The organism is Acetobacter vaccinii (genome assembly GCF_008365315.1).
In the GTDB taxonomy this organism is placed as follows: domain Bacteria; phylum Pseudomonadota; class Alphaproteobacteria; order Acetobacterales; family Acetobacteraceae; genus Acetobacter; species Acetobacter vaccinii.
This window is the reverse complement of record NZ_CP043506.1, coordinates 2,232,529-2,258,336: the sequence shown is the minus strand read 5'-3', so window position 1 is coordinate 2,258,336 and position 25,808 is coordinate 2,232,529. Positions and strand designations below refer to the sequence as shown.

29 protein-coding genes and 1 tRNA gene are annotated in these 25,808 nt (G+C 59.7%); 7 read left to right on the top strand and 23 right to left on the bottom strand.

The window, feature by feature from the left end:
• Window positions 1–70: 70 nt before the first annotated feature.
• From FLP30_RS10185 to FLP30_RS10160, 6 genes are all read right to left on the bottom strand, one after another.
• Window positions 71–769: a class I SAM-dependent methyltransferase gene (locus tag FLP30_RS10185; protein WP_149279727.1), complete on the bottom strand. Its 699-nt coding sequence runs from the start codon at window positions 767–769 to the stop codon at window positions 71–73.
• Between the two features lie 31 nt (window positions 770–800).
• Entirely contained in the window at window positions 801–998 is a 198-nt protein-coding gene (locus FLP30_RS10180) for a hypothetical protein (RefSeq protein WP_149279726.1), read from the bottom strand.
• Window positions 999–1,049: 51 nt separating this feature from the next.
• Window positions 1,050–2,042: a glutathione synthase gene (gshB, locus tag FLP30_RS10175; RefSeq protein ID WP_149279725.1), complete on the bottom strand. Its 993-nt coding sequence runs from the start codon at window positions 2,040–2,042 to the stop codon at window positions 1,050–1,052.
• A gap of 152 nt (window positions 2,043–2,194) precedes the next feature.
• The gene (locus FLP30_RS10170) at window positions 2,195–3,670 is read right to left on the bottom strand and encodes an ArnT family glycosyltransferase (protein ID WP_149279724.1); all 1,476 of its coding nucleotides are present in this window, start codon (window positions 3,668–3,670) and stop codon (window positions 2,195–2,197) included.
• Window positions 3,670–4,764 carry a glycosyltransferase gene (locus FLP30_RS10165; RefSeq protein ID WP_149280335.1) on the bottom strand — a complete coding sequence of 365 codons (1,095 nt, stop codon included), beginning with the start codon at window positions 4,762–4,764 and terminating at the stop codon, window positions 3,670–3,672. Before FLP30_RS10165 ends, FLP30_RS10170 begins: the two co-directional genes overlap by 1 nt.
• Before the next feature lie 23 nt (window positions 4,765–4,787).
• Window positions 4,788–5,273, bottom strand: a complete 486-nt coding sequence (locus FLP30_RS10160; protein WP_210419272.1) for an Lrp/AsnC family transcriptional regulator — start codon at window positions 5,271–5,273, stop codon at window positions 4,788–4,790.
• A gap of 210 nt (window positions 5,274–5,483) precedes the next feature.
• Between FLP30_RS10160 and trxB the strand changes: the two genes are divergently transcribed.
• The 4 genes from trxB to FLP30_RS10140 all read left to right on the top strand — a co-directional run bounded on the left by trxB (window position 5,484) and on the right by FLP30_RS10140 (window position 8,814).
• Window positions 5,484–6,431 carry a thioredoxin-disulfide reductase gene (trxB, locus tag FLP30_RS10155; RefSeq protein ID WP_149280334.1) on the top strand — a complete coding sequence of 316 codons (948 nt, stop codon included), beginning with the start codon at window positions 5,484–5,486 and terminating at the stop codon, window positions 6,429–6,431.
• Window positions 6,432–6,553: 122 nt separating this feature from the next.
• Window positions 6,554–7,435: a LysR family transcriptional regulator gene (locus tag FLP30_RS10150; RefSeq protein ID WP_149279722.1), complete on the top strand. Its 882-nt coding sequence runs from the start codon at window positions 6,554–6,556 to the stop codon at window positions 7,433–7,435.
• A gap of 450 nt (window positions 7,436–7,885) precedes the next feature.
• Window positions 7,886–8,368, top strand: coding sequence for a MucR family transcriptional regulator (locus FLP30_RS10145; RefSeq protein WP_149279721.1), 483 nt, complete (start codon window positions 7,886–7,888; stop codon window positions 8,366–8,368).
• 155 nt (window positions 8,369–8,523) lie between these two features.
• On the top strand, window positions 8,524–8,814 hold the full coding sequence (locus tag FLP30_RS10140; protein WP_149279720.1) for an integration host factor subunit beta: 291 nt from the start codon (window positions 8,524–8,526) through the stop codon (window positions 8,812–8,814).
• On the opposite strand, the gene FLP30_RS10135 is transcribed toward FLP30_RS10140, so the two are convergent.
• Window positions 8,762–10,099, bottom strand: coding sequence for a UdgX family uracil-DNA binding protein (locus FLP30_RS10135; protein ID WP_149279719.1), 1,338 nt, complete (start codon window positions 10,097–10,099; stop codon window positions 8,762–8,764). The two genes, FLP30_RS10140 and FLP30_RS10135, sit on opposite strands and share 53 nt — an antisense overlap.
• A gap of 18 nt (window positions 10,100–10,117) precedes the next feature.
• Window positions 10,118–11,662, bottom strand: a complete 1,545-nt coding sequence (gene murJ / locus FLP30_RS10130) for a murein biosynthesis integral membrane protein MurJ (RefSeq protein WP_149279718.1) — start codon at window positions 11,660–11,662, stop codon at window positions 10,118–10,120.
• Window positions 11,663–11,863: 201 nt separating this feature from the next.
• Here murJ and FLP30_RS10125 point away from each other — a divergent pair, with 201 nt between their 5' ends.
• On the top strand, window positions 11,864–12,982 hold the full coding sequence (locus FLP30_RS10125; RefSeq protein WP_149279717.1) for an AI-2E family transporter: 1,119 nt from the start codon (window positions 11,864–11,866) through the stop codon (window positions 12,980–12,982).
• 39 nt (window positions 12,983–13,021) lie between these two features.
• Here the strand turns inward: FLP30_RS10125 and FLP30_RS10120 are convergent.
• The 7 genes from FLP30_RS10120 to FLP30_RS10090 form a co-directional block, all read right to left on the bottom strand.
• Window positions 13,022–13,095, bottom strand: a tRNA-Pro gene (locus FLP30_RS10120).
• Between the two features lie 63 nt (window positions 13,096–13,158).
• Entirely contained in the window at window positions 13,159–13,749 is a 591-nt protein-coding gene (locus FLP30_RS10115; protein ID WP_149279716.1) for a MerR family transcriptional regulator, read from the bottom strand.
• On the bottom strand, window positions 13,742–14,062 hold the full coding sequence (locus FLP30_RS10110) for an integration host factor subunit alpha (RefSeq protein WP_149279715.1): 321 nt from the start codon (window positions 14,060–14,062) through the stop codon (window positions 13,742–13,744). Before FLP30_RS10110 ends, FLP30_RS10115 begins: the two co-directional genes overlap by 8 nt.
• Window positions 14,063–14,130: 68 nt before the next feature.
• On the bottom strand, window positions 14,131–15,096 hold the full coding sequence (locus tag FLP30_RS10105; protein WP_168200085.1) for a beta-ketoacyl-ACP synthase III: 966 nt from the start codon (window positions 15,094–15,096) through the stop codon (window positions 14,131–14,133).
• 82 nt (window positions 15,097–15,178) lie between these two features.
• Window positions 15,179–16,285, bottom strand: coding sequence for a phosphate acyltransferase PlsX (plsX, locus tag FLP30_RS10100; protein WP_149279713.1), 1,107 nt, complete (start codon window positions 16,283–16,285; stop codon window positions 15,179–15,181).
• An 81-nt stretch (window positions 16,286–16,366) separates the two neighbouring features.
• On the bottom strand, window positions 16,367–16,570 hold the full coding sequence (gene rpmF, locus FLP30_RS10095; protein WP_149279712.1) for a 50S ribosomal protein L32: 204 nt from the start codon (window positions 16,568–16,570) through the stop codon (window positions 16,367–16,369).
• Between the two features lie 179 nt (window positions 16,571–16,749).
• Complete coding sequence (locus FLP30_RS10090) at window positions 16,750–17,304, bottom strand: YceD family protein (protein ID WP_149279711.1); 555 nt, start codon at window positions 17,302–17,304, stop codon at window positions 16,750–16,752.
• Between the two features lie 223 nt (window positions 17,305–17,527).
• On the opposite strand from FLP30_RS10090, the gene FLP30_RS10085 reads away from it, so the two are divergent.
• Window positions 17,528–18,091, top strand: coding sequence for an outer membrane protein assembly factor BamE (locus FLP30_RS10085; protein WP_149279710.1), 564 nt, complete (start codon window positions 17,528–17,530; stop codon window positions 18,089–18,091).
• A 47-nt stretch (window positions 18,092–18,138) separates the two neighbouring features.
• Here FLP30_RS10085 and FLP30_RS10080 read toward each other — a convergent pair whose 3' ends face one another.
• The 5 genes from FLP30_RS10080 to def are packed head-to-tail and all read right to left on the bottom strand — an operon-like array spanning window position 18,139 to window position 21,977.
• Window positions 18,139–19,467 carry an ATP-binding protein gene (locus tag FLP30_RS10080; protein ID WP_149279709.1) on the bottom strand — a complete coding sequence of 443 codons (1,329 nt, stop codon included), beginning with the start codon at window positions 19,465–19,467 and terminating at the stop codon, window positions 18,139–18,141.
• Window positions 19,468–19,526: 59 nt separating this feature from the next.
• The gene (locus FLP30_RS10075; protein WP_149279708.1) at window positions 19,527–20,249 is read right to left on the bottom strand and encodes a response regulator; all 723 of its coding nucleotides are present in this window, start codon (window positions 20,247–20,249) and stop codon (window positions 19,527–19,529) included.
• The gene (locus FLP30_RS10070; protein ID WP_149279707.1) at window positions 20,239–20,766 is read right to left on the bottom strand and encodes a MarR family winged helix-turn-helix transcriptional regulator; all 528 of its coding nucleotides are present in this window, start codon (window positions 20,764–20,766) and stop codon (window positions 20,239–20,241) included. The genes FLP30_RS10075 and FLP30_RS10070 overlap by 11 nt, the downstream gene beginning before the upstream one ends.
• Before the next feature lie 12 nt (window positions 20,767–20,778).
• Window positions 20,779–21,450, bottom strand: coding sequence for a ubiquinone biosynthesis protein COQ9 (locus FLP30_RS10065; protein WP_149279706.1), 672 nt, complete (start codon window positions 21,448–21,450; stop codon window positions 20,779–20,781).
• Complete coding sequence (gene def, locus FLP30_RS10060; RefSeq protein ID WP_149279705.1) at window positions 21,447–21,977, bottom strand: peptide deformylase; 531 nt, start codon at window positions 21,975–21,977, stop codon at window positions 21,447–21,449. The genes FLP30_RS10065 and def overlap by 4 nt, the downstream gene beginning before the upstream one ends.
• Before the next feature lie 218 nt (window positions 21,978–22,195).
• Here def and rpsU point away from each other — a divergent pair, with 218 nt between their 5' ends.
• Complete coding sequence (gene rpsU, locus FLP30_RS10055) at window positions 22,196–22,399, top strand: 30S ribosomal protein S21 (RefSeq protein WP_003623949.1); 204 nt, start codon at window positions 22,196–22,198, stop codon at window positions 22,397–22,399.
• A gap of 222 nt (window positions 22,400–22,621) precedes the next feature.
• Here the strand turns inward: rpsU and leuB are convergent, their stop codons facing one another.
• Genes leuB through leuC form a run of 3 tightly spaced genes read right to left on the bottom strand, consistent with a single transcriptional unit; the run spans window position 22,622 to window position 25,794 of the window.
• Window positions 22,622–23,743, bottom strand: a complete 1,122-nt coding sequence (gene leuB, locus FLP30_RS10050) for a 3-isopropylmalate dehydrogenase (RefSeq protein ID WP_149279704.1) — start codon at window positions 23,741–23,743, stop codon at window positions 22,622–22,624.
• A gap of 24 nt (window positions 23,744–23,767) precedes the next feature.
• Complete coding sequence (gene leuD / locus FLP30_RS10045; RefSeq protein ID WP_149279703.1) at window positions 23,768–24,391, bottom strand: 3-isopropylmalate dehydratase small subunit; 624 nt, start codon at window positions 24,389–24,391, stop codon at window positions 23,768–23,770.
• Entirely contained in the window at window positions 24,391–25,794 is a 1,404-nt protein-coding gene (leuC, locus tag FLP30_RS10040; RefSeq protein WP_149279702.1) for a 3-isopropylmalate dehydratase large subunit, read from the bottom strand. The genes leuD and leuC overlap by 1 nt, the downstream gene beginning before the upstream one ends.
• Window positions 25,795–25,808 lie beyond the last annotated feature (14 nt).

The following is a 25,808-nucleotide window of genomic DNA, read 5'->3' as shown; positions in this document are numbered from 1 at the left end:
GCCTACAAGAACGAGCCACCCAGCCACGCATAATCAGCGCCTCTGACCCAACACAAGCGCACATTCCCCCTTAGTCGGAAGGGAGATTCTCCAGTGTTACCAATGTAAACAGGCCCAGGGGCGGCACCGGCTGCATGTAGGCCCGCACCATATCTTCAGGCGGCAGCAAAGCCTCCATCGCAAAGTCCGGATGCCAGCCCAGTGAGCGGGAGGCCCGCGCCATGGCGTGCTCGACACTCCCGCGCACCCCACCCGGTGCCAGAAAGTGATTGACGAACAGGATATACCCGCCCGGCCGCACAACGCGCTTGAGTTCGCGCAGCAGCTTGCGCGGATGCGGCACGACAGAGGCCACAAACATGGCAACGGCGATATCGAAGGAATTATCCTCGAAGCTCGTTTCCTCGGCATCCATTTCCAGCAGGCTCCGCACATTGCTGTGCCCGCCGACCCGCACGCGCTCACGCGCACGATCAAGCATGTCGGAGGAAAGGTCGATGCCGGTAATGGATTTGGATGTCTTGTAGTGCGGCAGGGCAAGGCCGGTCCCGACCCCTACCTCCAGCACGTCCGAGCCTGGCAGGCCGTTTACAGCCTCGACCGCACGCAGGCGGCCAAAGCGGGACACACCGCCGAAGACCACGTCATACACCTTGGCCCAGCGCCGATAGGCAAGCTTGACGGCCTCCGCATCCAGCGCGGAACGCGAGGGGGGCGGCATTGGGGCATCATCCCGGCCAGAGGAATAGTTCTGGAAAACGTCAGTCATGTCCTCTGCCTGCCTCTCGGCCAACCTTTCTTCAAGAGCCACTCTGTCTCTTCCTTCCCTGCGTGCAGTCCATACTGCCACCAAAGCACTCCACCACCCTCGGCCCCGCAGCAGCCAGAACAGGCTTGCGGGTCGGGCGGATGGAAAAGGACCGCCGCACTGTGCGCTGGCCCTGCCCGCCCCAGGGAATGTTGGTTCCCATTATGACTGGCAGGGTCATCTTGTCCATGGTGCCCGCGCTGCCTTTAGCGCATGCAGCATGGGCGGGCGGTATTGTGTCTCAGGCCTCAAGCCTGCGTTCTATGCTGTCCCATATCAGACCCGCACCATTCACACCATCAAAGCGTTCGAGTTCCTGCAACCCGGTGGGGGATGTCACATTGATTTCGGTCAGATAGTTGCCGATGACATCAATCCCAACAAAAATCAGGCCGTGGTCACGCAGGAAGGGGCCGATCGTGTCGCAGATTTCCTTGTCACGCTCGGTCAACCCGACGCGACGGGCCACACCCCCGACATGCATGTTGGAACGGTGGTCGTCCCCCGATGGCACGCGGTTGATAGCGCCAACCGGTGCGCCATCGACAAGAATAACGCGCTTGTCACCCTGGGTAACGGCAGGTTCGTAACGCTGGATCATCAACGGTTCGCGCGAGCGGGCAAAGTGCATTTCCAGTAGGGCGTTCAGATTCTGGTCATCCTCACGGATGCGGAAAACACCGCTGCCACCATTACCAAACAGCGGTTTGACAATGATATCCCGCCATTTGGCACGGAAAGCCCGAATCTGTTCAATATCCCATGTCACCAATGTGGGGGGCATAAGGTCGGGGAAATGCGTGACCAGCAGCTTTTCCGGACTGTCGCGCACCCAACGCGGGTCGTTGACCACAAGCGCCTTGCCCGGACCAACCCCATGCACATGGTCGAGCATATGGGTGGCCGTAATATAGGCCATGTCAAACGGTGGGTCCTGACGCATCAGCACCACGTCCATATCCCCCAGGGACTGGCGGGTTGCCGGGCCGAATGTGGCATGCCGCCCGGCTTCGCGCTGCACGGTTACGGGCCGCATCAGGGCTGTCACCTGGGTGTGGGAACGCCCTCCAGCTTCCTGAGCGCCTTCGCCCAGTGCCATGCTGCCGACTTCGTACACAAACAGGGCATGCCCCCGCGCCTGGGCCTCGAGCATCAGGGCGAATGTGGAATCACCGTCTATATTGATATGCTCCAGCGGGTCCATCTGGACCGCCACAAGCCGCTGAGAAGCCATGCCGTTGCTTTTCCCGTTTTCTACCGTCACAAGATTACCATATTCTGCCCGCTTTGCGCACAACAGGCAAACACACAGGCTTTAGCCTGACACTGGCCACACGCCTTATGACAAGACCGATCTGCAAGACATGACGACCTGCCCGCCATTGCTCATAGCCCCGCAGCCAACTGGGGCTGACGCATTGGCAGACGGGCAGCATCAAGCATGGGGTTCTCCCCGCCTTCGCACCGTAGCTGCACCTTGTAGAGCACATATGTATCAGCCACGACCCCACCCCGGCTCCGCACCACTGGCGCCGATGGGCCATCCAACACGTCAAACCAGTGCGTATCTGGCTGGTCAGCCCGCTTATGGCTGCGCAGCAGATAACCCTGCGTGCCGCACGCAGGGTGTGACAGAGCGAACAGCCGCCAGCGCGGCTCTACCGCCAGCACAGTGCGTCGGGGCATGTAAAATGCCAGTTCAGCGGCAAGTCCGTATTCATCCGCAATAATGGGCAGGCCTGCTGGCATTGCTGCATCAACAGCGTGCGCAAGGCTGGGCCACCCGCCCATTTGCCGCAATGTCACATCCGTATGGGGGCTAAGCCGCAACGGTGCCCACACGGCCTGCCCCACAACAATACCGGTCAGCAACACTCCCAGAACCGGGGCCGCAGGCCACCAGCGCGGGTGCCAGCGGGCAGCGGCCAAAGCCAGAGCCGGGTAGATAACAACCGGCCAGTTGGCCTGCACCCTTGCCCCAACGGCATGCTGCACAAACACCAAGGCGGGGCATAAAATGACATACAGCAGCAGGCTGCCAAAGCTGTCCCGACGCCGCCACAACAGCACGACACCGCCGGCAAACAGCACAAACACAAGGGGGCTGGCCAACCCGACCTGCCCACCAACTAGCTCACCCATAAAGGTCAGCATCCGGGTGGGGTGCCAGTCCTCCACACGCCCGCCCTGCTTGAGAAAGCTGGCCCAATGATGGTGTGCGTTCCACCACAGCACAGGTGTGACAACCAGCCCGGCCAACAGTGCCCCCAGCCATGGCCATATAGTCAGCAACCAGCGCCGCCCGGCGGGAAACGCACACAGCCACAGCCCCACACCCGCGACAGGCAGGGCCGCCGTATATTTACTATCCAGCCCCAGCCCGGCGGCCAGGCCTGCCAGCAGCCATAACCACCCGGCCCCACCCGCGCACAAACGCGACAACGCCAGCAGCATGATGGCCATAAAGAAAACCAGAGGGGTATCGGGGGTCATGACAAGGGACCCCAGCCCCACGGCCAGGGTCGCATTGAGCAGCACCGCTGCCCTTATACCTGCCGCACGCCCTGCCCACAGAGAGGCCGCCCAGGCGAGAAAAACGCTCCCTACCCCAGCCAGAAGCGGCCCCAGCAGCCGCAATCCAAAAGCTGTGTCGCCCGCCACCGCCATACCAAGGCGCATGCACAAGGCAACCAGAGGTGGGTGATCGAGATAACCCGCAGCAGGAGCCAGAGCCCACAGGCGGTAATAGGCCTCATCCGGCGCCAAAGGCACATAGGCCGCCAGAATCAACCTTGCCCCGGTCAGGGCTACCAGCAGTGCTGGCCAGAGCACCTTTGCACGCAACGGCGCTGGCCGTTCCATCACACCCGCCAGATCAGCGCGCTGGACAGGGCATAGTTCCAGACAACAGCTAGAACCGCACCGGCAATACCTGCCACATCCAAGGTCGCATTCTGGTCATACAGAACCCGGGCAATGCCAACATTGGCCACCGCCCCGACCGTGCAGACAAGCATGAACAACACCAGACCAAGCCAGCAACGCGCCCCTTTGAGGCGCCGGTCCCGGTAAGTAAACTGATTGTCCAGCACAAAATTGACCACCATGGCCACACCCGTGCCCACCTGCTGCGCCAGAGCGCCCCCCAGGCCGAGCGCCCCGGCACCATAGGCAATGGCCAGATTCACACCCAGGCCGACCAGCCCAACGGCGCAGAACACCAAAAACCTGACAGGCAGCCAGCCATGGAAAAACCGGTCCACCAGCAGGGTCAGAAACTGGAGCATGACCAGCATGTCCAGCTTGCTCTCCCCTGCCAGGCGGGAGCGGAAGGTGCAGGGCACTTCCTGCACCGACAACTTGCGTGGCGCGGACAGCAACAGGTCCACCAGAATTTTGAAGCCACTGCCCGACAGATTGGGTGCTGTCTCATCAAAAACCGAGCGACTGACCGCAAAAAAACCGCTCATCGGGTCTGTCAGCCTGACAGGCAGCACGCACTGGGCAAGTATCGTGCCACTGTTCGACAGCGTATGCCGCCAGGCATTGGCCAGCCCGGCACTGTCCCCCCCCTCTACATGGCGGCTACCGACGGCGAGGTCACACCCGCCGCGCACAGCCTCGATCAGTGCTGGCAACTGGCCTTCATCATGCTGGAGATCCCCATCCATCACCGCGACGATCGGGGCCGAGGACGATAAAATCCCCTCAATCACTGCGGAAGAAAGCCCCTTGCGCCCAACCCGCCGCAGGCCGCGCACGCGTTGGTCTTCCCCCGCCAGAGCATGCACCGCACGGATGGTGCCGTCGGGTGAGTTGTCATCTACAAAAATGACTTCCCACGCATAGTCAGCCAGAACGCGCCGCAATGCCTCGACCAGCGGCCTGACATTCTCGACCTCGTTATAACAGGGGACAACGATACTGACGTCATAGGGAAACATGGCCCGCCCCATGGGTGCGACGGCTTCGCCTGAGGTCACGCGGTTTTCCCCTCCGGGGTCTCCCTGACCGGCACCCCCCAGCGCTCCAGGCTGGTGCGGATGGTCTGCAAGGTCTGCACCCGGATAACATGGGTGGCTTCCGTCAACTGGCGGGTCAGCTGGTTTTCATGAGCGGCATCCCGCGCAATCAGCCGCACCAGAAAATCACCACCACCGCGAATCATGTGGCATTCACGCACTTCCGGCCAGTCAGCCAGCTGGCGCTCAAACGCCGACAGTACCGTTTCTTTCTGGCTTTCAAGCCCGATGAGGGCAAAAAAGGTAATCGGCCACCCCAGCATCGTGGCGTCCGGGTCGGCATGATAGCCGCGGATAATACCTTCTTCTTCCAACCGCCTGACACGCCGCAGACACGGAGGGGCCGAAATCCCCACCCGCCGGGCCAGCTCAACATTGGTTATACGACCGTCATCCTGCAACTCAGCCACGATACGTAGATCAACTGTATCCAGATCCGTCACCTTATCCGATCCATCCTGTGCAAGAGACGCGTGTCCCAGCGTCCTGAAATTATCGCCACTCTATGCCATGCCCGCCTGCCTGCGGCAAACAGCCTCTATGGTGGCCCCTTGCCTGCCCCTGCCGCCGCCGCCATATCCTGCCACATTGCCTCTGGCCACGTTGTGTGGTCTTACCTGCCGCAATTCTTATGCTGTGGAAGTGTGCTTGCCATGTCCAAAACCATTACAACCGACCTGCTTGTTATTGGCGCAGGCCCCGCAGGCTATACAGCCGCTATTTATGCCGCACGTGCCAACCTTGCCCCTGTTCTGGTTGCTGGCCTGCAGCCGGGCGGGCAGTTGACCATTACAACAGATGTCGAAAACTACCCCGGCTTTGCCACCGCCGTGCAGGGGCCATGGCTGATGGAACAGATGGCCGAACAGGCGCTGAACGTAGGCACCCGGGTTGAATATGACATCATCACCGCGGTTGATTTCAGCCAGGGTTCTCCTTTCCATCTGACGGGAGATTCCGGGACAGTCTATAGTGCCCGCTCCGTCATTATTGCCACAGGCGCACAGGCGCGCTGGCTGGGCCTGCCCAATGAGAAGCGCCTGCAGGGGGCTGGGGTTTCCGCCTGCGCGACATGTGATGGCTTTTTCTACCGTGGCAAGAATGTTGTCGTGGTCGGCGGTGGCAATACCGCTGTGGAAGAAGCACTGTACCTGACACACCATGCCGCCCACGTGACACTGGTGCACCGCCGCGACACATTGCGCGCTGAAAAAATCCTTCAGGACCGTCTGTTCAGCAACCCCAAGGTCAGCGTGGTGTGGAACAGTGAGATCGAGGACATTCTGTCCGATGGCACGCCTGCCGTGGTCACCGGAGTTCTGCTGCGCGACACCACAGACAACTCACAGCGCACACTGCCGACCGATGGTGTTTTCATCGCCATTGGCCATGCCCCCACAACCGCTGTTTTCCAGGGCCATATCGCACTGGATGCAGAAGGTTACATCACCACCACACCGGGCGGCACGCAAACCTCCGTGCCGGGTGTTTTTGCAGCGGGGGATGTGCAGGACAAAATATACCGTCAGGCCGTTACCGCCGCAGGCACCGGCTGCATGGCCGCTTTGGATGCGGAACGTTTTCTGGCAGGGCTGGTGTGACCATAAACAGGTCTGCCTGTCCCTTGACCAAGGTAAACAATTACTGCACGTAGGAACGCATCTACAAAGCATTCATAGGATGCTTTTGTGTAATTTTATTTAATAACATGCAGGAGGCGTGCGTGGACTGGGACAAACTCCGGGTTTTCCATGCGGTGGCGGAAGCTGGTTCCTTTACCCACGCGGGAGATGTGCTTAACCTGAGCCAGTCTGCCGTATCCCGTCAGATTTCCGCGTTGGAAGAGGTACTGCAGGTGCCTCTTTTCCACCGTCACGCACGGGGCCTGATCCTGACTGAGCAGGGCGAAACCCTGCACAAGACGGTGCGGGAAGTGTTTTCCAAACTGGAAATGACACAGACCCTGCTGACTGAAAGCAAAGAAAAAGCAGCCGGAAGGCTGCGCATCACAACCACCACAGGCTTTGGCAACTGCTGGCTTATGCCCCGGCTGCACAAGTTCATGGCGGCCAACCCCGAGATCAACATCTGTCTGATCCTGGAAGATAACGACCTGGACCTGGGCATGCGCGAAGCCGATGTGGCTGTCCGTATGCACGCCCCCCGCCAGCCTGACCTGATCCAGCGCCATCTGGCGGATTTCCACCTCCCGATCTTTGCGGCTCCGCTCTATCTGGAGAAATACGGGACTCCGAAGTCACTGGAAGAAATCCGCAACCACCATCTGGTGCTGTTCGGGGCCCATCACCCCCCGGTGACGCATGTAAACTGGCTGGCCAACGCGGTTGAAAACCATGATGGCGCACAAGGCGCCCGACTGGAAGTCAACAGCATGGCCGCCATGGCGCATGCCATTGCAGGCGGTCTTGGCATTGGCTCCATCCCGACCTACGCGGCAACAGAATTCCCCGACCTTGTGCGTATTCTCCCCGAAGTCACCACCCCGACGGTAGATGCCTATTTTGTCTATCCGGAAGAGCTGCGTAGTTCCAAGCGGGTTGCTGTCTTCCGTGACTTCCTGATGAGCGAACTCGGTATTCGCTAAGGCCCTCGTATCCGGCCTGACAGACTCGGTGCCGGATGCACCCTATGCCCATGCCATGCATGGGCATTTTTTATGTACACCCCGCCAATACTCTGGCCGCTTGTACAGCCTGGTGCCCCTCATCGTCACAAACTGCGGGAACCCTGACCCGCTGTCCGGGTTGTTATTACAGGACCCACCCTGACGGGGTAAATAAACGCTGTGTTTCTGATACCGAGCAACAAGAAACGGTGATATAATCAACCCCGGAGACGCACAGAATTTCTGCGCCTCCGTGCATGAATTTTTCTTTGTTATGTCATGCAACGGGGCTTCCCGAAGATATGAAATATATTTTACATGGCGTTGAACAAACATAACTCGCCAAAAAAAATATTATTTCCTATTCCAAAATAGTAATGCCCTGATTATAGTAGCTTTATTCACCCTTGCATTTTTATTAGGTCAGCCATGAGTGAGAACCAGAACTATTCGCCTATCCTGGACCTGGTGTCCGAGATCGTTTCAGCGCACGTCTCCAATAATCAGACGGACCCTGCAACTATCCCGTCCCTGATCCGTGATGTCTATCAAGCCCTGAAAACGGCTGACCAGCCACAGAGCGAGCCGGAAAAGCTGCAGCCCGCCGTGCCGGTCAAGCGGTCTGTTTTCCCCGACTACATTGTCTGCCTTGAAGACGGCAAGAAACTCAAAATGCTCAAGCGCCACCTGCAGAGCGCCTATGGCATGACCCCCGAGCAGTACCGTGAACGCTGGGGCCTGCCTGCTGACTACCCCATGGTCGCCCCCAACTACGCCGAACGCCGCTCCACCCTGGCGCGGGAAATCGGTCTGGGCCGCAAGATCCATGCCGCTGGCGATGAAGAGCAGGAAGACACGGGCAGCGAACGCAGCACCGGCAAGCGCACCCGTAAGACCTCTGCCGCCAACTAAACAGACCGGCCCAGACCGGGCCAAAACGCACCAGGCGGCATACTCTGGTTCATGCCGCCTGATTTTTGTCTTGACGCCCCCGTCGTGGAGCGAAACTGTAGCGATCGCCCGATGTTAATATCTGACCACCACGATCAGATTGGAGCGTTGCTTAAATGACCAGATCCGAGCTGATAACACTCCTGATGCAAAAGAACCCTCATTTGCAGTTCAGGGAAGCCACACTTCTTGTCAGCACGGTCTTTGGCGGTATCGCGCAAAGCCTCTCGCAAGGTCAACGTGTGGAATTACGCGGCTTTGGCGCCTTCTCCGTCAAGGAACGCGACCCACGCCTTGGCCGCAACCCCAAGACAGGGGCGCAAGTGCAGGTGGACAAGAAACTCGTCCCCTTCTTCAAAACAGGGAAAGACCTGCATCAGCGGCTGAACAAGGACCATTCCGAGTAACCTCGGAGGCTGCTGCCTGCCCCTGAGCTTTCTGCTGGGCAACAAAATCACGCGCCATCGTCAGATCCTGCACAAAGCGGGCATATTCCAACGCTTTTGTGGCCTCATCCGGTATCCGCAACAGGTAGGAGGGGTGGACAGTCACCAGACCGCTCCCTCCATCCTCCAGCCGGATAATGCGCGAACGCTCCCGCCCTATCGTGACTGAACGCTTCAGCACGCTATGAGCAGCCGTCGCCCCCAGCATGACAATCAGGTGAGGCTGCACCAGACGGCGCTCCTCATCCAACCAAGCGTGGCAGGCGGTTATAGCGGCGTCATCGGGCTTCTGATGTATTCTGCGGCCATTCCTCAATACAAAATTAAAGTGCTTGACCGCATTGGTCACGTAAGCATCCGCGCGTGTAATACCCACCTCGTGCAAGGCTTTGTCCAGTAGCTGTCCAGCAGGACCGACAAAGGGCACACCGGCCTTATCTTCCTGATCACCAGGCTGCTCCCCGACAAACATAATGCCCGATGAACCCTGCCCAACGCCAAAGACTGTCCGGCTGGCAGGTTGCCACAAGGCACAGCTCTGACAGTCCATAGCAGCAGCAGACAGAGCTGGCAGAGTTTGCGCTGCCGCTAAGTCCTTGGCCGATGGCGGCAGCCGCAGGCTGGGGTAACTCCCTACCCAGACAGCCTCATCAGCCGCCTGCCACTGGGAGACTGTCAGCCGTGCGTAATCAGCCTGACCAGGCCCAAAGAACAAGCGCCGCCCATTCCAGAGCATTCGCCTGTAACCCGTCGTCACTTCCCATAGCGGTGTATAACGCGCCCTACAAAAAGCTGCGTTGGCCTCAAGAATATAATTTCTGTTTTCATAATGCAGACCGTGGCTGGTCGCTGCCATGGCAAAGGCCGAGAACACTGTTCGGAAATGATGGGTTTCCTCCACCACATCCTTAATCAGGTCCTTGGCGCGGTGGATATCTGCATCCGCAGTATCTGTCAGATCCAGCCCGGCATGAACAACGCGATAGACAAGGCGGTAGGCCAGAGCAAAACGCTCTGGTGCGCTGGATTGCAGCAAGGCCATCAGATCATGCGCCAGAAGGCGCGGTATCGTCAGCTTTATGCTATCATCCGCAGCAGATGCAGCCGCCCCCGACGGATTGTCCTCGCCAGCGCTTCCAACCCGCCAAGTCAGGGCCTCTGGTGGTGTGGCCGCATGGACATGCCTGCGTGTTGCGGCACGCCATGTCCGCATATCGACCTCATGCGCCAGAAGGATCTGCTCCATCCAGGTCACTCCAGAGGGTTAGCGGCGTGACATGCGCTTTCGTAAGGCACCAAACGCCTGAACCGGATCAAGAACGCGCAACGCCACAAGACCCGCGAGGTAGAAAAGCCCACCAAGCCAGACCATACCGCCCAGCCACAGCACGCGCCAGACAAGCCCACCGGGCATAGGGACAGCGTAGGAGGCACAGGCCAGCCCCACGCCCATCCCGATGGTGGCCAGCAGCACCCGTCCCAGGCGCAGCATCATACTGGCAGGCACAGACAGAGCCGCATTGCGCGACAATAGCACTGCCAGCGCCCCAACATTGAGCATGGCCGCAAGGCTGCTAGCCAGCGGTGGCCCGACATGGGCAAGCGGCTTCATGAGAATAAGGTTGAAGATCAGATTGATAACCATCACCGACACCCCGACATAAACAGGGGTGCGGGTGTCACCTCGCGCAAAAAAGGCTGGAGCCAAAACCTTGACCAGCACAAACGCAGGCAGACCCAGTGCATAGGCCCGCAGAGACTGCGCAGAAAGAATGGCGTCCTGCTCGGTAAAAGACCCATGCCCAAACAGCACGATCATGATCGGGTCTGCCAGCACCAGCAGCCCGGCAACAGCAGGCAAGGTCAGCAGCAGCACATAGTTTATCGACCGATTCTGCACGGCGTGGGCCACGTCATGCTCCCCGGCAGCCAGATGTCGTGTCAACACCGGCAACAGGGTCGTGCCTGCCGCAGCGCCCAATACGCCCAGAGGCAACTGGTTGATACGGTCAGCAAAATACATGAGCGAAACACTGCCAGCAGGCAGCAACGTGCCGATAATGGTATCAATCGTCAGATTGATCTGGCCAACCCCGCTCCCCACCAGACCGGGCAGCATACGCCGCAGCAGCAGGCGGATACGGGGGGTCAGAACAGGCCATAAAGGCGGCAGCGCAAACTTGGCCCGGGAGCAAGACCACAATAGCAGACCAAGCTGGACAACCCCCGAGGCTGTGACACCCCAGGCCGCAGCATGGGCCACACTGGGGAAGAACCACGCCCCGGCAAGAATGGCGATAATCCCGACAACGTTGAAGGCCAGATACGCAGCCGATGCCATGCTGAAATAGTGCAAGCCATTCAACACCGCCGCAACAAGAGCCGCCGCACATATCAGCACCAGATAGGGAAAGGTAATCCTGCTCAGGCTGACAGCCAGATCATACCGCTCCCCCCCATGCAGAAAGCCCGGTGCGATCACCCGCAAGATCTGCGGCATGAAAATCTCACCCAGCACGCACAGAAAAATAAGCCAGACCAGCATGACGCCCAGTGCCCGGCGAGCAAAAAGCCGTGCTTCCTCAGCCCCGTCACGCACCATGACTTCAGAAAACAGCGGCACGAAGGCTGCGTTAAACGCGCCCTCCCCAAACAGGCGGCGAAACATGTTGGGCAGGCGGAAAGCCACCTGATACGCATCCTGCACCAGACCTGCCCCCATATAGGCAGCCAGCAACTGGTCCCGCACAAGGCCGAGGATGCGGCTGAGCATTGTCCACCCACCCACTGTAAGAAAATTTCTGAGCATGAGCGTGTGCTTGATCCGGGCATGTGCTGGTGAAAGCCCTTACCCCAGCCATGGCCACCAGATGATACACTCAGAGGCAAAGGGTACGGGCAGGCATGTGCGCTTACCGCGCTATATTATCTGTTGTCAAAGCAGTATGCTGTCCCCAGCCGTGAAACCGATGCACAGCGCCAACCGGAATGCTGGAAAGAACAGACCAGAATGCCCGAGATACTCAACCACACCCCGCTGCCAGCCCCCGTGCGCTGCGCCCATATCAAGGCCAGTCAACATTCCCGCCGCGGGCAACAGGCTGCCCGCACTCTGCTAGGCCTCGTCATCATTCTGGCCGCTGTTTACACCGTTCAGGGCTTTTTGCCTGCGTTGGCGTGGGGCGGAGTGTTTTCGATCGCAACATGGCCACTCTATACCCGCGCCTGTGAAAAATGGCCCAATGCGGCGCGAGGAGTTCTGCTCCCCCTGCTGTTTACCGCAGCCATGGCGCTACTGTTTGTCATCCCGCTGACCCTGCTGACCCTGCAGGCTATTGGTGAAGCCCAGAGCGCCCTGAACTGGCTGGAACATGCCCGGCAGTTTGGCCTGCCCCTGCCCGAGGCCATCAAGCACCTACCCTTTGGCGGCCCTTCCGTAACCCACTGGTGGCAGGCTCACCTGTCCAACCCGGAAGATATTTCAGACCTTCTGGGCAGTCTGGACAGTCACGGCGTGGCCGTAACCCGCACAGTGGGGGCGCAGATTGCCCATAGAGGCACGCTATTCTGCTTTTCCATCCTGACCCTGTTCTTTCTCTACAAGGACGGCACATCCGTTATCCGCCAATGCCGCGTGGCGTCATGCAGGGCTTTTGGCAAACGTGGGGAAAGTATCAGCAGGCAGATTGTCGCCTCCATCCACGGCTCCGTGCAGGGCCTGGTGCTGGTGGGGATTGGGGAAGGCGTGCTGATGGGGTTTGTCTATCTGATCGCCCATGCCCCCCACCCTGCCCTGTTTGGGGTTATTACAGCCGTCGCGGCCATGATCCCGTTTTGCGCTCTTATTGCTATCGGTCTGGTTTCCCTTCTGTTGCTGGCGCAAGGGGCCTCTCTGGCGGGCATTATTACGCTGTGTGTCGGGCTGACTGTTATTTTTGTGGCTGACCACTTTGTTCGCCCTGCCCTGATCGGAGGGTCTACCAAGCTGCCATTTCTGTGGGTGCTGCTGGGTATTCTAGGTGGTGCCGAAACATGGGGATTGATTGGCCTGTTTCTCGGCCCGGCTATTATGGCTGCCCTGAACCTGCTGTGGACGAACTGGACAAACAGAAACAGGGTGGAAGCCTAACGGCTTCCACCCTGTTTCATCCGGTTCCCCGGTCAAGTATCGGGCAGGCGGGATTCGAACCCACGACCCCCAGTCCCCCAGACTGATGCGCTACCAGACTGCGCTACTGCCCGTTAGGTGTGGGAGGGTATGTAACAGGCAACTTGACCTTGCACAACCCACCCCACGAATTTTTTTTAGCCATCAAGCCTGTAGCGCAGAGATTCCAGTTCCAGAAGGATATCAAGCAGGTCCTGCCGCAGGCGTTCATGCTCCAGGTGTATGGCAACAACAGCTTCCGCAACCGCATCGTCCAGCAAGAGCGGCACCGAGACCGCAGCCGCTTCTTCTATCTGCTCAACGACGGGACTCTCCTGAGCCTCTTCAATTACAGCAACAGCACCCTGCTCTGCCGGAGCCACACTGACGTCAACAGACTCGGGCTCTGGCACTGGGACAATGGGTTCAGGGACTCCTGCTTCCAACTGGCGCTGGACACCCTTGGGTGTGTAGCCCTGATTATAGAGTAAATCGGCAATATACTGGAGCAGAGCAACATCCTCAGGCCGGTAATACCGCTGCCCGCCCCCACGTTTGAGGGGCCGCACCTGATGGAACTGCGTTTCCCACAGTCGCAGGACATGCTGGGGTACCTGCAACTGCTCTGCGACTTCGCTGATTGTCTGGAACGCAAGTGCACCTTTGTTCAGGCCACCCTCACCCTCCACACCAATGCTCTCAGCCTCGGGCGCGTAGGTGGTGTCCACCTCGGGGGTATGCTCAGTCATCGTCATCCTCGGCCCCTGCCTCCAGCGTTTCGTGGTTCACATTGGCCTTCAGCAACTGGCTGGGCCTGAAAACCAGAACGGAACGGGGCAGAATGGGCACTTCTTCGCCGGTTTTGGGGTTTCGACCAGAACGCTGGCCCTTTTTGCGCACGGCAAAAGTCCCAAAACCGCTGATCTTCACACTTTCGCCGCGCTCGAGCGCGGCCATGACCGTCTCCAGGACATCTTCCAGGAGAGCGGACGACTCTTTGCGAGACAGGCCTACCTGCTGATAGATCTGCTCTACCAAGGATGCACGCGTGACAGTTTCCATAGTTCTGAGGGTAACACGCCTGTGCGGCGCGTCAATTCATTCAGAACAGGATCAGTGTGACAATGCGCTCACAGGCGCACCAGAGCCGAGCCCCATGTCAGCCCGCCCCCCAGTGCTTCCATCAGCACCAGCTCCCCTTTGCGGATGCGTCCATCACGCACGGCTTCGTCCAACGCGAGGGGAATGGAAGCTGCGGAGGTATTGGCGTGTCTGTCCACTGTCACCACCACCCGGTCGGCAGACAGGGCCAGTTTTTTGGCAACACCTTCAATAATCCGGATATTCGCCTGATGCGGCACCAGCCAATCGACATCAGCATCGGTCAGGCCGTGGCTAGCCAGCGCTTCATCCACAGAAGACGACAGCTTGGCAACGGCGTGACGGAAAACATCCCGGCCGCTCATTTTCAGATGACCGCTTTTTTCCGGCTGCCCAACAGCACCATCAACATACAGCAAATCGCCCAGTGTGCCGTCGGAATGGAGATGGGTGGACAGAATGCCTATGCCGTCATCCTGCTCAGAAGCCGACAACACAACCGCACCGGCACCATCACCAAACAGCACGCAGGTACCGCGGTCAGACCAGTCAACAATCCGCGAGTAAACTTCGCTCCCGATCACCAGCACATTGCGGGCCTGACCTGAGCGTATGAAAGAATCCGCTGTCGCCAGAGCAAAAATAAACCCTGAACACGCAGCCGCGATATCAAACCCGAATCCCGAGGTCATACCCAGTGCGGCCTGCACGCGCACAGCCGTGGCGGGAAAAGCCTGATCCGGCGTGGCTGTTGCCACAAGCACGGCATCAATATCGGCAGCGGTCAGACCCGCATAATCGAGCGCTTTACGGGCGGCAGCAGCCCCCATGCTGGCGGCGGTATCATCCGGCCCGGCAATGTGGCGGCATGTAATGCCGGTGCGGGTCCTGATCCATTCATCTGATGTATCAAGCTTGGTCGCCAGTTCCGCATTTGTGACAACCCGGTCTGGCAGAAACCCGCCAAACCCCACCAGGAGCGAATGCTTCGCCATTGCCATTCTTTCATCATGCGGCGGCCGGACACACAGTTAAGCCTGCTTGCCCTGGGTATGCTTAAAAAGCCAACCCGTACGATCAGGAAACCGGGACCGCCGTTTCACGTACCTGCCCCACCTGCTGGCGCGAAAGCAACGCACCCATGTGTGACAGCCGATCACGAATACTTTCGGTAAAACCGTGTGTGACCATATCCATGGCCACATCGACCGCAGCGGCGAATCCTTCTGCATCCGTTCCGCCGTGGGATTTCACCACCACGCCATTCAGGCCAACAAAAACCGCACCATTGTAGCGGCGCGGGTCCAGCCACTCTTTCATCCGCTCCAGCCCACGCCGCACCAACAGATAGCCGATGCGGGCCAGCAGGCCGTTCTGGAACACCCTGCGCAGCAGGGTGGTGGCCATCTTCAGCACACCTTCGCCCGTTTTGAGGGCAACGTTGCCGGTAAAGCCATCGGTCACGACAACATCGGTCGTGCCAGCGGTAATATCATGGCCTTCAACAAAACCATGGAACTGCGCCGCCAGAGGGCTTTCCCTCAGGGCTTCCGCCGCCACGCGCAGTTTTTCATCACCCTTGAGTTCTTCCGACCCGACATTCAACAAACCGATTGTCGGGGCCGGCAGACCAAGGACAGCCTTGGCAAAGGCTTCGCCCATCACGGCAAATTCGACCAGATTGCGCCAGTCGCATGCCACGTTCGCACCGAGGTCGAGCATGACAACATCGCCCTTGATGGTCGGGCTGATAGCCGCCATGGCGGGGCGCGATATGCCCGGCAGGGTTTTGACCACGATCTTGGCCAAAGCCAGCATGGCACCGCTGTTACCAGCAGAAACCACGCCCCTGGCGCGCCCGCTGGCCACGGCGTCCATGGCCAGACGCATGGACGACTGCCGCAGCCGCAGTGCGGCGGTCGGCTTCATGTCCATGGAAACGGTGCTGCCTGTATGCCACACTGTGCAGATGGCCGCAGCCTTGGGGTATCGGGCCAGCAAAGGCAGAAGCTGGGCTTCGTCACCGATCAGCAGCACTTTGATGCCACGGTGACGTTCGGCGGCAAGAGCCAGACCGGCCACAACAATTTCCGGAGCTCCGTCACCGCCCATTCCGTCCACCGCAAGGCTGAACACCTCGTCCGTGTCGGAAAGAAAACTGTCTGGAATCTCGGTCTTGTTCATGCCTGCTTCTCTGCCATGCCGCAGATACCTGCCCCTGTCGTTGCACTACGGCTACGGCACCCCATGCTCACACCTGTAAAATCAGGCGCGAACGGCAACCTTCAGCGCCTTGCCAGCCGCAACAACTTCACGGCCGTCGTAGTGACCGCAGTGGCTGCACACGTGGTGCGGGCGCTTCAGTTCGCCGCAGTTGCCGCATTCGGCATGGGCTTCAACCCGGAGGGCTTCATGGCTGCGACGCATGCCACGACGAGAGGGCGAGGTTTTCTTTTTGGGTACGGCCATGAGCCTGAGCCCCTTCCTGTTAACGACAAGTTAAAAAACGCCTGGCCGCGCGTTCCGTCGCCCCGCCAGACAGCACCATTCGGTTTATCAACCAGACTGAGCCGGGGGCTCTAGCAGACAGCAGGCGTTTTCGCAAGCAATCCGCGCATGAAAACCCCAGCGCAGCCTTTCACCATTCCTCAGGCCTGCCCACCCCGCCAGCGCGAAAGCGCTGCAAAGGGGCTTACCTTTTCTTCATCCCCATCCCGACTTGGGGGTGTATCCACCTCGTCCGTTTCCAGCACAAGCCCTGGCGGAAGCACGACATCCGGCGCGTGAGGATACGGGTCCAGATCAAGCGCGAACTGCTCGACCGCAGCCTCACCCAGATCAACCGTCTGTCCTTCATACGGAATTTCGTCAACCGCATCCATATCGGCCATGTCGGGGTCAACAAACTGTTCGGCCGGGACGAAACGAACCACAAAAGACCCGGTCATCATATCCTCAAATGTCTCAAGGCTGACAACACAGGTCTGCATGAATCGGGCCGCCAGCGCACCTTGCGCCACGACAACCCCACGCCCCTCGTACCGCAGGTCATAGCGGCAGCGCAGCATGCTGACTTCGGCCAGTTTCAGGCGCTGGGCTATGCGCTTACAGTCCTCTGGCGTGGCTTCCACCGTGATTTCCATCCCGCTTTCCCCGATTCGGCGAACCGCCATCGGGTAGGAAAATTCTGGCCTGTGAGTCATGTCAGCCTCCTGAGCTGGCCGTGCGTGGCACCCGCCATGGCCCTGCCCAACGGGCGTCAGGCCTGCGGGATAGCGCTATCATATCGGGCATTTCCTGGGGTGCAATCACGCATTTACGTAGGAAATGGCCTTTCAGGAATTGACGCCCCGTAACGGTTGGGGCATCCGACAGAAAGGCCTGTGCCAGATGCATATCACCTTGCCGTTGGGAAAACCAAACCCTATGAGACTGCCACGCCAGATCCGCATGACCACCCTGCGGCACACTTGCGGAGCGCTTGCCGCGGTCCTGGTGCTATCAGGCTGTGCTGTTTTCGGCCCGACCCCCATGCCCCGAGGCTCCCTTGTGGAGCCCGATGACTATAACCAGCTCGTGCCCGGCACCAGCACCCGCTCGGACGTGGTTGACCTTATGGGCTCCCCCACCACCAAGGGGGCGTTTGATGACAACACCTGGATTTATGTTTCCATGACCACCCATCTGGTGCCCATGGATTTCCCGCATATTTCCAAGCAGCAGGTTGTGGTGCTGAAGTTTGGTGAAGCCGGGACGCTGGACAGCATCCGCACCCTTAACCGTAAGGATGCAATGCCTGTGGCCATGGTATCCACCACCACACCGACCCCGGGCACCAAGATCAACGTCTTCCAGCAGATCCTGGGCAATGTTGGCCGCTACAACCCGATGCAGAACCTGATGGGCACTGGCGCTGCGGGTGGCTCCATGGGCGGCATGGGCAGCTACAATCAGGGGCCCGGCCACTTTGGGTCAGGCAACTCCCTCTAGCCTGACAACCCGCATCAGGGGACCATCCCTATTCCCTGATGCCTGGGTTACAGGGGCAGCATAAGCCGTACCCGCAGCCCCCCGGCAGGTGCCGAATCAAGCTCCAGATCGCCCCCATGGGCCCGCACAATGTCACGTGCGATGGTCAGCCCCAGGCCAGACCCCCCGGTACGACCACTCTCAAAGGCCCGCAGCATGCTCTCGCGCCGTTCTGGGGGGATACCGGGGCCGTTGTCATCCACCAGAATACACACGGATTTCCCAACCCGCCGGGCGCTGACCGTCACACTGGCATCATGCCTGCGGGCGTTATCCAGCAGGTTGCCAAATGTGCGCCGCATGGCATCCGCCCGCATGTGCACATGCAGGTCCTGGGGCACATCCAGTTCCAGAATATGCCCGCCAGCCCTGCGAGCTGCCGCCACAACATCCTCCAGAAAGGGCGCAAGCTCGACAGGCTCGGCTGTCTCGGCCCCCTCTCCACGGGCAAAGGCGAGGTAGCTGTCGATCATGTGTTCCATTTCCACCACATCACCGACCATATCCTCAACATCCTGCCGGATATCCTCTGCTCGCACGGCACCATCTTGGGGCAGCATGGCAAGGGACAGGCGCAGGCGCGCCAGAGGTGTCCGCAAATCATGTGAAACACCGGCCAGAACACCCGTACGCTGCACAACAAAGCGATAGATTCTGTCCTGCATGCGGTTAAAGGCCACAGCCGCCATACGCACCTCACGCGCACCGACCGGGCGGATTGGCCCTGCATCCCGCCCAAGGCCAAATTCCTCTGCCGCATGGGCCAGTCGGCGGATCGCACGCACCTGATTACGCATGAACAGGCTGGCAATGACAAACAGCAGCAGCGTACTGCCCACGGTCCAGGCCACAAATAGCCAGATCTGCCCCATATCCAGCCGCTTGCGCGGGACTTCCACTGCCAGAACGCCATCGGGCATCTGGATGGAAATGCGGACTTTGTAGGGGCTTTTGCGCCACCGGACAAAAAATGGGTAATGGATGGAAGTTGTCAGAGCCTTGGCCAGCGCATCATCCATTGGCCCCAAAACATGGGTGGACCCAAAGCGGGTCAGATGCGCGCCAGCATGCCAGGTTTCAACCAGCTGGAGGTGCTGCTGGGCCTGGTCGAGAAACCATGCCTTGTCTTCCGGCTGTTTGAAGCGTTCCAGCGCATTCAGGGACAGCACGATTTCCGATGTGACACTGTCGGACAGCCGCCGGGATACGACCTTGAGAAAATTGCCGTAAAAAAGTTCCAGCGCGATCGCCTGCGTGATCAGCAACGGAAACAGCACAATCAGCAGGGACCGCCCCAGCAGCGACCCCGGCAGAACACGACGGACAGATTTTTCCACGTCCTGCCTGCACAGGAAAGCCCGGCACCAGCCTGACAGCCGCCTGAACACCCTCACAGCTACAGGCCGGGCTTGAGGACGTAACCACGCCCCCGCACGGTATGCAGAAAGCGCGGCTCACGCGGGTCTGGCTCGATACAACGGCGCAGGCGTGTCACCTGCACATCCACCGCGCGCTCTCCAATCTCGGTCATTTCCAGAGCCTTGGCGATCTCCTCGCGCGAGAAAACCTCGTTCGGTTTGCGGGCCAGCACCGCCAGCAAGGCGGCCTCCCCTCCCGTCAGGTGGATACTGCCGTCCGGGCCGGACAGCATCAGTCGGACAGGATCAAACTCCTTGTCGCCCAGCCTGACAACCCGCAGATTATCCGTAACCGGCACTGGCTGATGCCGCCGCAAATGGGCCTTGAGGCGCAAAAGCAGTTCCTTGGGCTCAAAGGGCTTGCCCAGATAGTCGTCCGCACCGGCCTCCAGCCCGGTAATACGATCGGCAGGCTCCCCTCTGGCTGTCAGCAGCACAATGGGCAAATCCTGCCCTGCCAGCCGCAGGGCGTTTGTCAGTTCCAGCCCGTTTTCACCCGGCAGGCCGATGTCGAGCACAATGGCGTCGGGCTGGATGCCTTGCAGGCTCTGCCGTGCCTCCTCGGCCGAGGCGGCAACACTGACCCTGAAACCATGCTCAAACAGATAACGCCGCAACAGGCGGCGCAGGCGTGGGTCATCATCCACCACCATGACATGGGGGGCGGTAAAATCTTCAGGCTCGATCTGATCAGGCGCCATGGGGTCCCTCCCTTCGGCCAGCAACGTCATCGGCCAGCAATTCCCGGCTATGTTCCGACAGCATGCCACGCATGACCCGTCGGAAACCTTCCACAGCGGTGCCTCCGGCCTCCCTGTAGGCAGTCATCAGGTGCCGTCGCACCACCGCAAACAGCCGCGCCTCGACCTCACGCCCCTGCGGGCTGAGGCACAGCAACCTCTGCCGCCTGTCCTGCCTGCCGGGTTTGGCCCCCAGGTAGCCGCGCACCTCCAACTCCCGCAGGGTTCGCCCAAGACTCTGCTTGGTCACGCCCAGAATGTCCTGCAAGCGGCTGACGGGTATATCGGGGCTGAAGGCCAGAACCTGCAGAACACGATAATGTGCCCGCCCGAGATCCAGTTCCTCCAGTGTCGGGGCCACAGCTTCCGCCATGTCACGCCCGGCCAGAAACATGAGTGTTTGGGCCATGCGTAGGCGCTCTTCCCGCAGAAAGAGCAAATCTGCCCCGGCACTGTCCCGCTGTGGTGGAAGGGTCATGCCTGCGCCATCTTACAGAGCTGCAGCACCCGCAGGTGCTGCGGAACGCCCTGCTGCCAGCTTGGCGCGAAAGCGTCCAAACCGCAGGACCAACGCCAACTGCCTGTCCACAAAGGCAGCCATGGCCGCAGCATCCTGCCCACGGGCCAGCCAGTAGAGAAAAGACAGAGCGTAAATATTGCCCAGCGTCAGGCGCTTGGTCACGTAGGCGACCCCTGCCGAATCATCCTGCGCGGCCTGCCACAGGGCATTGACACTGCGCATCCATGCCCGGCGGAACACGACCTGCCCCTGCGGTGTCAGCAGCAGGCTCATGCCCTTTGCCGCTGCCGTCCGCCTGCCCTCATCCGCGGGCAGGCGGTACAGCAAGGCCGCCCGCACACGGCCACTCAGGCGCGGCTCGTCTGTTTCACACATGGCGTCGGCCATATCCCGGTCACACAGGTCGGACCAGGCCTCCAGCAGCTCAGCTTCTCCACCGGGGAAAAGCAGGTCTGCCTGCGGGCCAGCGAACGCCCGCAACGCCTCCATACTCCACCCCTGCTGACCTGCCACAGCCGCCAGAGAGCGTAATGCGGCATCCCGGTCGGGATCATGCTCCATTGGGGCAGGCATGACACCCGCAGCCACCGTTGCAACAGCAAGGGACAGTAGCTGTTCGATCTTGCCGTTCAGAATGCTCATGCCCTTGCCCCATAGCGTATCATTTCAGTGTCAAATCCCAACCGTGTCAGATCCGTCATCCGCATGGGATAGAGAATGCCGTCAAGATGGTCCATTTCATGCTGCATGACATGCGCACGAAAGCCTGTGGCCACACCCTCCACCACCTGCCCGTGCTGGTCCAGCCCCTTGTAACGCACGCGCCTATAGCGTGGCACCTCCCCCCGCAGACCGGGGATCGAGAGGCAGCCCTCCATCTGTAGCACCTGTTCGTCATCCACCGGCGTGATCTCCGGGTTGATGATGACCTGCACAGGCAGGGCCGGGTCATCCTCCCCTTCCGAGCGAGCCTGCGGCACCGAATATAAAAACAGCCGCACAGACGCATGAACCTGCGGTGCAGCAAGGCCAACACCTCCGCTGTCCGCCAGTGTTTCATGCATATCGGCAATCAGGCGCTGGATGTCGGCATCCGCGATGTTGTCCACCGGCCGGGCGATCTGGCGCAGGATCGGGTGGCCCATACGGGCTATTGCAAGTACCGCCATTTGTTTTACTTTCCCCTCGTCCTGCTGACAGGTGCGAAAAACACTCTTTGGTGTAGGTTTGGAACGCAAGAACGAATTGTATCTTGTCCTGAGCCCGTGTTATAGAGGCCGCCAGCAGAGGAATCGACGTATCTCACCGAGTGCGGCGGTGTCCTGTCCTTTTTTGATTTTCAAAAAACCGGGTGACCGGGTTTTTATGAACAGGGGTTAGTGACCAAGTGCACGTTCTCGTCCGTGACAACAATGTCGATCAGGCTCTCAAGGCGCTCAAGAAAAAAATGCAGCGTGAAGGTATCTTCCGTGAAATGAAGCTGCGCCGCCATTTCGAAAAGCCGTCCGAGCGCAAAGCGCGTGAAGCGGCCGAGGCCGTGCGTCGCGCCCGCAAGATGGAGCGCAAGCGTCTGGAACGCGAAGGCTTCTAAGCCTTCCCCTTCCGGGATGACAAAGGCCGTTTCGCGCAGGCGAGCGGCCTTTTTCTTTGCCTTTTTTGTTCGTGCTCCCTCCCCGAGAGCATAAAAAAAGCCGCCCCTTACAGAGCGGCTTTTTTTATGGACTGCGGCGCTATCCGGGAGAGGCTTTATGCCCCTCCCTAATCCCTCATGAGTGATGTGCGAAAGCCATCACGAGCACCGTATCCGGGTCTCTTATTTCACCAGCTTGTCCAGTTCACGCACGATGGCGTCACCCATGACAGAGGTGCCAACACGCGCCATACCTTCGGACATGATATCGGCTGTGCGCAGGCCGCTGGCCAGCACGTTGGAGACAGCCTGCTCGATCAGGTCTGCATCATCCAGCATGTTCAGCGAGTACCGCAGCAGCATGGCAAACGACAGAACCTGAGCAATCGGGTTGGCAATACCCTGGCCAGCAATATCCGGTGCGCTACCATGGATGGGCTCATACAGGGCCGGACGCTTGCCGTTGTCCTGCACCGCCCCCAGCGTTGCTGACGGCAGCATGCCAAGGCTGCCTGTCAGCATGGAGGCCAAGTCGGACAGCAGGTCACCAAACAGGTTGCCTGTCACCAGCACATCAAACTGACGCGGGTTGCGCACAAGCTGCATGGCACAGTTGTCGGCCAGCATGTGGCTGAGGGTCACATCCGGGAATTCACGCGCATGCACATCGGTCACGACCTCTTTCCACAGCAGGCCGCTTTCCATGACGTTACACTTTTCCACCGAGCAGACACGGTTGGAACGCTTGCGTGCCAGGTCAAAGGCCACACGGGCAACACGCTCGATTTCCGAGGTGGTGTAAACTTCCGTGTTGATGCCGCGTTTGCTGCCATCTTCCAGGGTTTCAATACCCCGGGGCTCACCAAAGTAGATGCCGCCCACGGTTTCACGCACGATCATGATGTCGAGACCACGCACCACATCAGGCTTGAGCGTGCTGGCGTCGATCAGAGCGTCAAACACCTTGGCGGGACGCAGGTTGGCAAACAGCCCCAGTTCCTGCCGCAACTTGAGGATGGCAACCTCGGGGCGCTTGTCAAAACCGACATGGCCCCATTTGGGGTCCCCCACGGAGCCGAACAGAACAGCGTCGGACGCCCAGGCTTTCTCGATCACCTCATCACGGATCGGCACGCCATATTCAGCAAGAGAGGCCCCGCCAACCAGATCGTATGTCAGATCGAAGGAGACGTTCCGGTTGTTTTCCAGCCACGTAATGACGCGGCTGACTTCATGCATGATTTCTGGGCCAATGCCGTCACCCGGCAGGACAAGAAGTTTGTAGGACGGCTTCTGCTCGGTCATGACGGCACTCCAAATATGAAAAAATCAGTCGATATGAATGGATGGCATCCAGGGCTTTTCCTGACGCTTGCGGCTTTCATAACCGCCTATTTCCCCTTCGTGCTGAAGGGTCTGGCCAATATCATCCAGCCCTTCAAGCAGCAGGTGCTTGCGGAAAGGGTCCACATCAAAAGCCACTTCCTCACCATCGGGGCGGACAATCACCTGGCGGGCCAGATCCACCGTCATGCGGGCATTGGCCCCCATGCTGGCGTCGGCCATCAGGGTGTCGCACACCTCCCGCGGGAGACGGATGGGCAGGATGCCGTTCTTGAAACAGTTGTTGAAGAAAATATCCGCAAAAGACGGCGCAATCACGCAGCGGATGCCAAAGTCCAGCAGTGCCCAAGGCGCATGCTCGCGCGAGGAGCCGCAGCCAAGGTTTTCATACGTAACCAAGATTTCGGCTTTGCGCCATGGCTCACGGTTGAGCACAAAATCCGGGTTTTCCGCACCATCTGGCGTGTAGCGCATGGCGTCAAACGCATGCTTGCCCAAGCCGGTGCGCTGGGTGGTCTTGAGAAAGCGTGCGGGGATAATCTTGTCGGTATCAATGTTGGCTTCGGGCAGAGCCGCTGCGACAGCCGACAGTGTGGCGAATTTATCCATTATACCAGTTCCCTCACATCGGTCAGGCAACCACGCACGGCAGCAGCAGCAGCCATGGCGGGAGAAAGCAGATGCGTGCGCCCACCCGGCCCCTGCCGTCCCTCAAAGTTCCGGTTTGAGGTGGAGGCACAACGCTGGCCCGGTGTCAGGCGGTCAGGGTTCATGCCCAGGCACATAGAGCACCCGGCTTCACGCCATTCAAACCCGGCATCGAGGAAAATACGGTCCAGACCTTCCTCTTCCGCCTGCCGCTTCACATTGCCCGACCCCGGCACGATCATGGCGCGCACGCCCTCGGCAACCTTGCGGCCCGCAGCAATCTGGGCAGCAGCGCGCAGGTCTTCGATCCGGCTGTTGGTGCAGGAGCCAATAAACACGACATCGACCGGCGTGCCCGCAATCGGCTGGCCGGGCTCAAGGCCCATATAGTCAAGCATCCGCACCATCTGGGCGCGTGTGCTTTCATCAGCCTCATTGCCGGGGTCTGGCACATGGCCGGTAATGGGCAGCACGGTTTCGGGACTGGTGCCCCATGTCAGCGTGGGGCTGATATCTTCCGCCCGCAGCGTGACCTCCTTGTCAAACTGCGCGCCATCGTCCGTCGCCAGTGTGCGCCACCAGGCAACAGCCTTTTCAAAGTCATCACCCTTGGGAGCAAAGGGGCGGCCACGAACGTATTCAAAAGTCGTATCATCGGGGGCAACCAGCCCTGCACGGGCACCGGCTTCGATCGCCATATTGCAGATGGTCATACGCCCGGCCATGTCCAGCCCGCGGATGGCAGACCCGGCGAATTCGATAACATGGCCGGTGCCGCCTGCCGTGCCGATATGCCCGATAATGGCCAGCATGATGTCCTTGGCGGACACACCCGGTCCGGGCACGCCCTCCACCGTCACGCGCATGTTCTTGGCAGGTCGCTGCAGAATGGTCTGCGTCGCCATGACATGCTCGACTTCGGACGTGCCGATACCAAACGCTAGCGAGCCCATGGCCCCATGGGTGGAGGTATGAGAATCCCCACAGACAATGGTCATGCCCGGCAGGGAAATGCCCTGCTCCGGCCCGACAACGTGGACAATACCCTGGTTGGAGGACAGCAGCGGGAAATACGGCACGCCGAACTCACGCACGTTGCGTTCCAGCGTTTCGATCTGGTTGCGGCTTTCCGCTTCCTCGATCGGCTGGGTGCGGTCGGATGTCGGCACATTATGGTCAACAACCGCGATGGTGTTTTCCGGGTGCCGCAGCTTGCGTCCCGCCAGCCGCAGACCTTCAAAGGCCTGTGGGCTTGTCACTTCATGGACAAGGTGCCGGTCGATATAAAGAATGGAGGTGCCATCCGGTAGGGTTTCCACGACATGATCGTCCCAGATCTTGTCGAACAATGTACGTGGCCCCATGGCCTCCTCCTTTA

Excerpts from the sequence above, each read along its gene's own strand:
- FLP30_RS10115 (WP_149279716.1), bottom strand. The coding sequence starts at position 13,749 with ATGACTGAGCATACCCCCGAGGTGGACACCACCTACGCGCCCGAGGCT.
- FLP30_RS10085 (WP_149279710.1), top strand. The coding sequence starts at position 17,528 with ATGAGACTGCCACGCCAGATCCGCATGACCACCCTGCGGCACACTTGC.
- murJ (WP_149279718.1), bottom strand. The coding sequence starts at position 11,662 with ATGCTCAGAAATTTTCTTACAGTGGGTGGGTGGACAATGCTCAGCCGC.
- gshB (WP_149279725.1), bottom strand. The coding sequence starts at position 2,042 with ATGGCTTCTCAGCGGCTTGTGGCGGTCCAGATGGACCCGCTGGAGCAT.
- FLP30_RS10070 (WP_149279707.1), bottom strand. The coding sequence starts at position 20,766 with ATGACCCTTCCACCACAGCGGGACAGTGCCGGGGCAGATTTGCTCTTT.
- FLP30_RS10065 (WP_149279706.1), bottom strand. The coding sequence starts at position 21,450 with ATGAGCATTCTGAACGGCAAGATCGAACAGCTACTGTCCCTTGCTGTT.
- plsX (WP_149279713.1), bottom strand. The coding sequence starts at position 16,285 with ATGAACAAGACCGAGATTCCAGACAGTTTTCTTTCCGACACGGACGAG.
- leuD (WP_149279703.1), bottom strand. The coding sequence starts at position 24,391 with ATGGATAAATTCGCCACACTGTCGGCTGTCGCAGCGGCTCTGCCCGAA.
- FLP30_RS10105 (WP_168200085.1), bottom strand. The coding sequence starts at position 15,096 with ATGGCGAAGCATTCGCTCCTGGTGGGGTTTGGCGGGTTTCTGCCAGAC.
- rpmF (WP_149279712.1), bottom strand. The coding sequence starts at position 16,570 with ATGGCCGTACCCAAAAAGAAAACCTCGCCCTCTCGTCGTGGCATGCGT.
- FLP30_RS10135 (WP_149279719.1), bottom strand. The coding sequence starts at position 10,099 with ATGGAGCAGATCCTTCTGGCGCATGAGGTCGATATGCGGACATGGCGT.
- FLP30_RS10125 (WP_149279717.1), top strand. The coding sequence starts at position 11,864 with ATGCCCGAGATACTCAACCACACCCCGCTGCCAGCCCCCGTGCGCTGC.
- FLP30_RS10090 (WP_149279711.1), bottom strand. The coding sequence starts at position 17,304 with ATGACTCACAGGCCAGAATTTTCCTACCCGATGGCGGTTCGCCGAATC.
- leuB (WP_149279704.1), bottom strand. The coding sequence starts at position 23,743 with ATGACCGAGCAGAAGCCGTCCTACAAACTTCTTGTCCTGCCGGGTGAC.
- FLP30_RS10075 (WP_149279708.1), bottom strand. The coding sequence starts at position 20,249 with ATGGCGCCTGATCAGATCGAGCCTGAAGATTTTACCGCCCCCCATGTC.
- FLP30_RS10170 (WP_149279724.1), bottom strand. The coding sequence starts at position 3,670 with ATGGAACGGCCAGCGCCGTTGCGTGCAAAGGTGCTCTGGCCAGCACTG.
- FLP30_RS10145 (WP_149279721.1), top strand. The coding sequence starts at position 7,886 with ATGAGTGAGAACCAGAACTATTCGCCTATCCTGGACCTGGTGTCCGAG.
- FLP30_RS10110 (WP_149279715.1), bottom strand. The coding sequence starts at position 14,062 with ATGGAAACTGTCACGCGTGCATCCTTGGTAGAGCAGATCTATCAGCAG.
- FLP30_RS10180 (WP_149279726.1), bottom strand. The coding sequence starts at position 998 with ATGGACAAGATGACCCTGCCAGTCATAATGGGAACCAACATTCCCTGG.
- leuC (WP_149279702.1), bottom strand. The coding sequence starts at position 25,794 with ATGGGGCCACGTACATTGTTCGACAAGATCTGGGACGATCATGTCGTG.
- def (WP_149279705.1), bottom strand. The coding sequence starts at position 21,977 with ATGGCGGTACTTGCAATAGCCCGTATGGGCCACCCGATCCTGCGCCAG.
- FLP30_RS10165 (WP_149280335.1), bottom strand. The coding sequence starts at position 4,764 with ATGGGGCGGGCCATGTTTCCCTATGACGTCAGTATCGTTGTCCCCTGT.
- trxB (WP_149280334.1), top strand. The coding sequence starts at position 5,484 with ATGTCCAAAACCATTACAACCGACCTGCTTGTTATTGGCGCAGGCCCC.
- FLP30_RS10185 (WP_149279727.1), bottom strand. The coding sequence starts at position 769 with ATGACTGACGTTTTCCAGAACTATTCCTCTGGCCGGGATGATGCCCCA.
- FLP30_RS10140 (WP_149279720.1), top strand. The coding sequence starts at position 8,524 with ATGACCAGATCCGAGCTGATAACACTCCTGATGCAAAAGAACCCTCAT.